This window comes from Kitasatospora sp. NPDC058965 (genome assembly GCF_042741245.1).
In the GTDB taxonomy this organism is placed as follows: domain Bacteria; phylum Actinomycetota; class Actinomycetes; order Streptomycetales; family Streptomycetaceae; genus Kitasatospora.
Genome location: NZ_JBHYKG010000391.1, coordinates 1 through 7116 on the forward strand (window position 1 = coordinate 1; position 7116 = coordinate 7116).

The following is a 7116-nucleotide window of genomic DNA, read 5'->3' on the forward strand; positions in this document are numbered from 1 at the left end:
GGCCTGGGCGCGGTCGGCAAGGCCGCGATCGCCGCCGGCGTGGCGGTGGCCGTGGTCGCCGCGGTCGCCTTCGCGCTGACCGGCTCGCCGGCCAAGCCGGCCCCGGCCCCGGCCGCCGCACCGGCGCCCAGCAGCGCCGCGGTGCAGACCCCGCCGGCGCCGCCCGCCGCACCCGCGCCGGTACCGGCTCCGACCCCGCCCGCGCCGGCCCCGTCCCCGACGCCGACCCGGTCCAGGCCGCGATCGACCCCGGCCCCGGCCCCGACCCACCCCGCGCCGACTCCGCCGCCGAGCCCCGCGCCGCCGGTGCCCAGCTTCTCCCCGCCGCCGGTCCCGACCCCGCCGGTGCCCAGCTTCTCGCCCCCGCCGGTGCCGACCCCGCCGCTGCCGAGCAGCTTCTGGGTGGACCAGCTGCCGTTCAGCAAGCCCGGCCACCGGTCCTGGACCGGTCCGAGCATCGACCGTCGGGACAGCGACTGGCTGCTGCTGCAGCGCACCGGGCTGTGGATCGCCGGCACGCGCTACGACCGGGGCCTCACCGTGCACACCCCGTCCTCGGTGACCATCGACCTGAACCGGTCCTGCCAGGCGTACGACGGCCTGGTCGGGGTGGACGACACCACCCTGACCCCGGGCGCGGTGCGGTTCTCGGTGCTGGACCAGGACGACCGGCGGCTCTGGCGCTCCGGCCCGGTGCGGCCGGGCGACGCGCCGGTGCCGGTGCACGTGCCGCTGACCGGGGCGACCCGGATCACCCTGGTGGTGGACCCGGTGACGGACTACTGGTCCGCGGGCGCCCTGGCGGACTGGGCGAACGCGCGGTTCAGCTGCTAGAGCCCGCCGGTCAGACCGCGCAGGCGCCGTCCGCGCAGGCCTCGCCGCCGTCCGCCGCCGGCTCGTCCTGCGCGGTCTCGGACCGCACCTGCTGGAGCACCTGCAGGAAGGTGCCGGTCTCCTGACCGCCCTGCACCGCCCAGCGGCCCTCGAAGACGAAGGTGGGCACGGCCGAGATGCCCAGCTCCCGGCCGCGGGCGAGCTCGGCGCGGACCTCCGCGACGCCCTCGTCACCGGCCAGGTAGCCCTGCACCCGCTCGCGCGGCAGGCCGGCGGCCGCCGCGACCTCGGTCAGCGCGGCCGGGTCCCCGATGTCCACCCCGTCCGAGAAGTGCGCCTTGAGCAGCGCCTCCTTCAGCTCGCCCTGGACCCCCGCGCCGAACTCGGTCTCGGCCAGGTGCAGCAGCCGGTGGCCGAGGAAGGTGTTGGCGTGCAGTGCGGCGTCGAAGTCGTAGTCGATGCCCTCGGCCCGGCCGAGCTCGGTCACCCGGTCGTCCATGGCGCGGGACTGCGGCCCGTACCGCTCGGCCAGCCAGGCGCGGTGCGGACTGGCGGTGGCGGGGGCGTCCGGCACCAGCTGGTAGGGGCGGTAGACCACCTCCACCTCCCCGTCGAACTGCGCCACGGCCCGGTCGAACCGGCGCTTGCCGATGTAGCACCAGGGGCAGGCGATGTCCGAGTAGATCTCGACCTTCATGGGGGTGGGGCTCCTGTCAGCGCGGGGACGAACGTGAAGATTCAACCAATTCCGACCGCCCCGCATTCCCGGACCACCTGGCCCGGCCTGCCTAGGATGTGGGCGCCCACAACCCCGAGAAAGGCTTCCGAGATGCGTGCTGTGACCGATGCGGACTTCGACCAGGTCGTCCTGGCGAGCGACAAGCCGGTGCTGGTCGACTTCTGGGCCGAGTGGTGCGGCCCGTGCCGCCAGATCGCCCCCGCGCTGGAGGCGATCGCCGCCGAGCACGGCGAGAAGATCGAGGTCGTCAAGCTGAACATCGACGAGAACCCGTCCACCGCCGCGCGGTACGGCGTGATGTCGATCCCGACCATGAACGTCTACGTCGGCGGCGAGGTCGCCCAGACCATCGTGGGCGCCAAGCCGAAGGCCGCGATCGAGCGGGACCTGGCGAGCTTCCTCGGCCAGTAGCAGCCAGGAGCGGCCGGAAGCGCCCGGCGGCGGTGGCAGCGGTCGGCCGGCCGCCGCCGCGGCGGCGCGATGGACCGGGCCGGCGGGCCACCAATAAGACGCTGGACGACATATGCCGTCCAGCGATATATCTAGTCCTGTGACTGAACGCACCCTTCAGGAGCCCACGCTGCTCCTGCTCACCGCGCTGGCCGACGCACCCCGGCACGGCTACGCGCTCATCCAGGAGGTCGCCGCGATCTCCGACGGCCGGGTCAAGCTGCGCACCGGCACGCTCTACGGCGCGCTGGACCGGCTGCTCGGCCAGGGACTGATCGAGGTGGTCGGCGAGCAGGTCGTGGACGGGCGGGCCCGCCGGACCTACGCGCTCACCGGCGCCGGCCGCGACCTGCTGGCCACCGAGGCCGCGCGGCTGCGCCGGATCGCCGCCCAGGCCGAGCAGCGGCTGGCCGGCGGCTCGGCGGCCCTGCGCCCCGGGTTCGCGTCGTGACCGCCCGTTCGGTCCGCCTGGCGCTGGCCCTGCACCCGGCCCGGCACCGGCGCGAGTGGGGCGAGGAGCTGGCCGCGGTCTACGCCGACACCACGGCGGGCGCCGGTCCCTGGGCCGTCGCCCGCGAGTGGTTCGACCTGGCCGGGCACGGGGTCCGACTGCGCCTCGGGCTGGGCTCGCGCGGGGTGCTCGCACAGCTGGCGGCCATGGCGGCGCCGTTCGCCGCCGTCGCGGCGGCCGGCACGGCGTGGCCCGAGTTCCTCTACCGGCTCTACGCCCTGCGGCACGGGCACGTCCGACCCCTGCTCGACTCGTGGGACCCGGTGCCGGACGCGATCCGCCAGGTCGGCCTGCTGGTCTCGCTGGTCGTCGCGGTCGCGGCCGTCCTCGGGCGGTGGACACCGGCCCGCCTGCTCGCACCGCTGGGCCTGTTGCTCGCCTGCCTCGGCTCGGTGCCGCAGCTGCGCGGCAGTCTGGGCTTCGAGCTGCTCCAACTGGTCGTCGTGCACGGGCCGCAGATCCTCTGGGTGCTCGTCCTGCTGGCCGCGCCCCGGGACCTGCTCGGCCCGGCCGACCGGCGCAGCCGGCTCGGCGCGCTGGCCGGAGTGGTGATCGGCGGGGGGCTGATCAGCGAGGCGATCGGGTTCGGCCCGGGGGACCCGCTGCAGAACCTGGCCTGGCTGCTGGGCCTGGTCCTGGTCGGCGTCGAACTGGCGCTGCTGCTGGCGGCCGTGCCGCTGCTGCTGCGCGGTTGGTACGGGCCGGCCGCGGCGGCGCTGGCGGGCTCGCCCGTCGCGGCGCTCACCTTCCTGGTGACGGTCCACCAGTTCTGGCTCCCCGACCGGCCGGTCGCCCTGGTCCTGCTCGCGCTGCCGCCGGTGGCGGGCGTGCTGCTGCACCGGATCGGCCCGAGGATCCCGGCCCGGCGCCGGCCCGAGGTCGGCTGACCGGCGGTCAGCCCCGCAACCACTCCCGCGCCCGGCCCGCGCTCGCCAGCCTGACCACGGTCAGCTGCGGGTGCCGGGCCAGGCGCTCGGCCGTCCTGCGGCGCTTGGCGGCGTGCTGGGCCCAGCTCCAGCGGATCGGGTGCTCCGGGTCGAGCAGGTCGCGCCAGGTCTCGCGGTTGCCGTTCCACAGTTCACGGCCCGTCAGCACCCGGCCGAGCGAGCGCTTGACCACCCGGTACATGACGGTCCGCCTGGGCAGGTCGAGCCAGACCAGCGTGTCGGCCCGCTCCCACAGCAGGTCGCCGAGCAGGCCCTGGTACTGCTCCTCGCAGACCCAGCGCCCGCCCGCGGTGAACGCGGCCACCTCGGCCTCGAACTCGGGCCGCCGCACCCAGCCGGGCCCGTGGTGCAGCGCGTCCAGCTCCACCCGGGGCAGGCCGTACCGGGCGGCCAGCGCAGTGGCCAGGGTGGTCTTGCCGGCGCCGGAACTGCCGGAGACGATCACGCGGTCCATGCCCCCACCGTGCCCACCCGGGCCCCCGTTCGGCAAGGCCGGTCGGTCACCCGTCCGCTACGGCCGGGCCGGCGGGGCCGGGACGACGAGCACCGGGCAGGCCGCGTGGTGGACGGCGGCGGTGCTGACCGAGCCGAGCAGCAGCCGGCTGAAGCCCCCGTTCCCGCGCGCGCCGACCACCAGCGTGTGCTGGCCGACCGCCCCCGCGAGCAGCACCTCGATGGCCTGGCCCTGCACCACGTGCAGGGCCAACTCGCCGTCGAAGGACCGGTGCCGGGCCCGCTCCACGGCGGCCACCGCGCGGCGCAGCCCGTCGGCCATGCCGGCGTTGAGGCGCTCCAGGCTCTCCTGCATCAGTTCGGCCATCCCCGGCGGGTAGCCCCCGGGCGCCGGGTCGACCACCCCGAGCACGTACAGCGGCAGCGCGTACCGCTCGGCCTCCGTCATCGCCCGGTCCAGCGCCCAGAGCGAGCCGTCCGAACCGTCGCAGGCCGCCAGGATCCCCGGCGGGTTCGGCCCCGGCGCGCTGCTGCGGACCGGACGGGCGGCGGACTCGGTGGTGGTCATGCTGCCCATGATGGGACGACCGGCGGCGGCGGCGCGGGAGGCGGGGCGGCAGGCCGGCGGGCCGCCCCGGACCGGCGCCCGCTCAGCCGATCCGGGCCGCCACCGCCCGGCGCTGCGGGGCCGGCAGGCCCTCCCAGCAGGTGCCGGTGCGGCGGGCCTGGTAGCGGCGCAGCCAGAGTTCGACGGCGATCAGGTCGGCCAGGCCGTCCAGCGCGCCCGGCGGCAGGTCGCCGTAGGCGTCGGCGGCGGTGCCGAGGGCCCGGCGGACCACCGGCAGGTCGATCAGCCCGGCCTCGGCCAGCAGCGGTGCGTGGAACAGGTCGGCGAGGCCGTCGGCGGCCTGACGCAGACCGTGGCGGGCGGCTGCCGCCCGGTCCGGGCGCGGGGCGCGGCCCCAGTCGGCGGGCAGGTCGGCCCGGCCCGCGCCGGCCAGGACGGAGCGCAGCAGGGCGTGCCGGGCGCCCGGCTGGAGGCGGACGTCGTCGGGGAGCAGCCGGGCCGCGCGGACCACCCGGTTGTCGAAGAACGGCGCGTGCAGCCGCTGCCCGCGCTGCTCCGCCGCCTGCACCAGGACCCGGTACCCGCCCGCGTGGTGGTGGAGCGCCAGTTTCGCCCGGTGCGCCCCGGGGTTCGGCGCGGGCTCGGGGTTCCGGGCGGCCAGCCGCAGCCGCAGCGCCACCGCACTCAGCGCGTCGTCCGAGAGGAACCGGGCGGCCGGCCCCGGCACCACCCAGGCCAGGTCCGCCGCCGAGTGGGCGCCCGCCGTCAACGGCGCGCCGGGGCGCGCGCTCGGGCGCCCCGGACCCCGACGGGCGGTCAGGCGCACCGCGGCGTCGTCCAGCGCCTCGGCGTACCGCCCGCGGGCCAGTCGGCGGGCGGCGCGCAGCACGGTGACCGGGGTGCGCACGGCTCCGCTCAGGGTGCCGGTGATCGCGCGGTCCACCCCGGCCAAGGCCGCCACCGGGGGCAGCAGTTCGCGCGGCCGACCACTCCGGATCAGGTCCGCCAGCCGGGCCGGGTGGCCGTCCAGCACCTGGCGGGCGCCGTGCCCGGTGAGGTGGTCGGTGCCGCCCGCGCCGAGCCGGGCGGCGGTGGCGGCGGCGCTGATCAGCGCCCGGCCCGGCTGGTCGGTGAGCGGGCCGGCCAGCGGGTCGTCGGTCAGCTCGGCGTACGGCAGGGTGTGCGGCTCGGCGGCCAGCACGGTGTGCCGCAGCCGGGCCCGGCCGGCCTGCTGCGGCGGCTCGGGCGCGGGGCGCGGCGACTCGTGGGAGGTGACGGCGGTGAGCAGCTCGACCGGCGCCGCCCGGTCGGTCGGCGGCCGCAGCACCCAGGACCCCTTGGTGGCCCCGCTCCTGGCCACCGGCTCGGCGCCCGGCTCCGGGTCCGCGCCGGCCGCTTCCGGTGCCGGACCGGGCGCCCCGGGCGCGGGCCCGATCGGCACCGCCGCCGCCAGCAGGGCCAGCGCCGGCGAGGCGGTCCCGTACGAGAGGTCGACCCCGATCCGCGGCCGCGGCAGTTCCGGCGCGACCGGCGCGTTGCGCACCCGCGAGCGCACCGACTCCAGCAGGCTGCGCGTCAGTTCCCGCACCGCGGGCGCCTCCGCGATGTCCCCCTCCAGCGGGTCGAGGTCGTAGTCGTGCAGGTCCGCCCGCCCGCCCCGGATCGCCAGCGTGTGCCCCGGCGGGACCCGGTGCACACCGGTGTACGGGGTCCCGGTGCCGATCGCCTCCGGCGCCTCGGGGCAGGCCAGCGCGGCGGCCAGGTGGCCCACGTCCACCGTGGCGCCGACCAGGTCGGCCAGCGGCAGGCCGGCGGTGGCGAAGGCGGTGCCGCCGCACCAGGGGGTGTGGAAGACCGGCTGCAGACCGGCCAGGTCGGTCAGCACCAGGGTGGACCGGGTGCCGATCCGCAGCACCGCGGTGTAGCTGCCCGGATAGCCCGACAGGTGCCGCACCGCGCCGCCGCGGGCGGCCGCCAGGCCGTCGGCGAGTTCCTGGTCGGCGGCGCCGCAGTGGCCGAGCACCAGCAGCCGGGAGGTGGCCTCGGTGTCCCCGGTCAGGTCGTCCGGACCGGGGACGGCGACCGGGCGCTGTTTGGGCCGCAGCACGAACTGCCGGATCTCGCCGGCGCGCCAGTCGCCGACCGCCCAGAGCGGATCGGGCCCGGTCCACAGCGCGGTGGCGGCGAGCGGGCGGACCTCGGCGAGGGCCCGCTGCACCTCGTGACCACCGGTCCTGGCCCGTGCCGCGCTACCGGTCCAGCCCGCAAGCCAGCGCATCGCGACCTCCTCGTGGCCCGGTCCGCGCGGGAGTCGTGGGGGCGCGGACGCTGCGGCCAAGGGACATGGTGCCACTGTGCGGGCCGGGCGGCGTGCGGCGCGGAAGGTCGGGTGATTCCATCGCACAACCGGGCAATCCGACAAGCTCACTGACGTGCCGTCAGATCGGCGCTTGGGTGCCGCGCGGTCCGGGCCTCCCCCTCCGTGGCCCGGGCCGCGCGGCGCGGGCGGCCGGGGCCGGGCTCGCACCGGCGGCAGCCGCCCGGGTCTGGGGTCCGTCGGGGCGCGGCCCGCACACGGGGCGGCCCGCCCCGGCCGCGCGGTGCGGACCCGCCC

At 77.6% G+C, this 7116-nt stretch carries 8 protein-coding genes and 1 pseudogene; 4 read left to right on the forward strand and 5 right to left on the reverse strand.

Going from position 1 to position 7116, the window contains the following annotated elements:
• Positions 1-425: pseudogene (locus ACFW1A_RS36475) on the reverse strand (hypothetical protein); the annotation flags it as partial.
• On the opposite strand from ACFW1A_RS36475, the gene ACFW1A_RS36480 reads away from it, so the two are divergent.
• Positions 403-834, forward strand: coding sequence for an NPCBM/NEW2 domain-containing protein (locus ACFW1A_RS36480; RefSeq protein WP_380417192.1), 432 nt, complete (start codon positions 403-405; stop codon positions 832-834). The pseudogene ACFW1A_RS36475 and the gene ACFW1A_RS36480 overlap by 23 nt on opposite strands.
• 10 nt (positions 835-844) lie before the next feature.
• On the opposite strand, the gene ACFW1A_RS36485 is transcribed toward ACFW1A_RS36480, so the two are convergent.
• Complete coding sequence (locus ACFW1A_RS36485; RefSeq protein WP_380417194.1) at positions 845-1531, reverse strand: DsbA family protein; 687 nt, start codon at positions 1529-1531, stop codon at positions 845-847.
• 132 nt (positions 1532-1663) lie between these two features.
• On the opposite strand from ACFW1A_RS36485, the gene trxA reads away from it, so the two are divergent.
• The 3 genes from trxA to ACFW1A_RS36500 all read left to right on the forward strand — a co-directional run bounded on the left by trxA (position 1664) and on the right by ACFW1A_RS36500 (position 3421).
• Positions 1664-1984: a thioredoxin gene (trxA, locus tag ACFW1A_RS36490; RefSeq protein WP_380417196.1), complete on the forward strand. Its 321-nt coding sequence runs from the start codon at positions 1664-1666 to the stop codon at positions 1982-1984.
• A 139-nt stretch (positions 1985-2123) separates the two neighbouring features.
• Positions 2124-2474: a PadR family transcriptional regulator gene (locus ACFW1A_RS36495; RefSeq protein ID WP_380417198.1), complete on the forward strand. Its 351-nt coding sequence runs from the start codon at positions 2124-2126 to the stop codon at positions 2472-2474.
• Complete coding sequence (locus ACFW1A_RS36500; RefSeq protein WP_380417200.1) at positions 2471-3421, forward strand: hypothetical protein; 951 nt, start codon at positions 2471-2473, stop codon at positions 3419-3421. Before ACFW1A_RS36495 ends, ACFW1A_RS36500 begins: the two co-directional genes overlap by 4 nt.
• 7 nt (positions 3422-3428) lie before the next feature.
• On the opposite strand, the gene ACFW1A_RS36505 is transcribed toward ACFW1A_RS36500, so the two are convergent.
• The 3 genes from ACFW1A_RS36505 to ACFW1A_RS36515 form a co-directional block, all read right to left on the reverse strand.
• The gene (locus ACFW1A_RS36505) at positions 3429-3935 is read right to left on the reverse strand and encodes an adenylate kinase (RefSeq protein ID WP_380417202.1); all 507 of its coding nucleotides are present in this window, start codon (positions 3933-3935) and stop codon (positions 3429-3431) included.
• Between the two features lie 57 nt (positions 3936-3992).
• Positions 3993-4502 (reverse strand): universal stress protein, encoded by a 510-nt coding sequence (locus ACFW1A_RS36510; RefSeq protein WP_380417204.1) that lies wholly within the window; start codon positions 4500-4502, stop codon positions 3993-3995.
• Between the two features lie 82 nt (positions 4503-4584).
• A complete protein-coding gene (locus ACFW1A_RS36515; protein WP_380417206.1) occupies positions 4585-6780 on the reverse strand; it encodes an asparagine synthase-related protein in 2196 nt (731 codons plus the stop codon).
• Positions 6781-7116 lie beyond the last annotated feature (336 nt).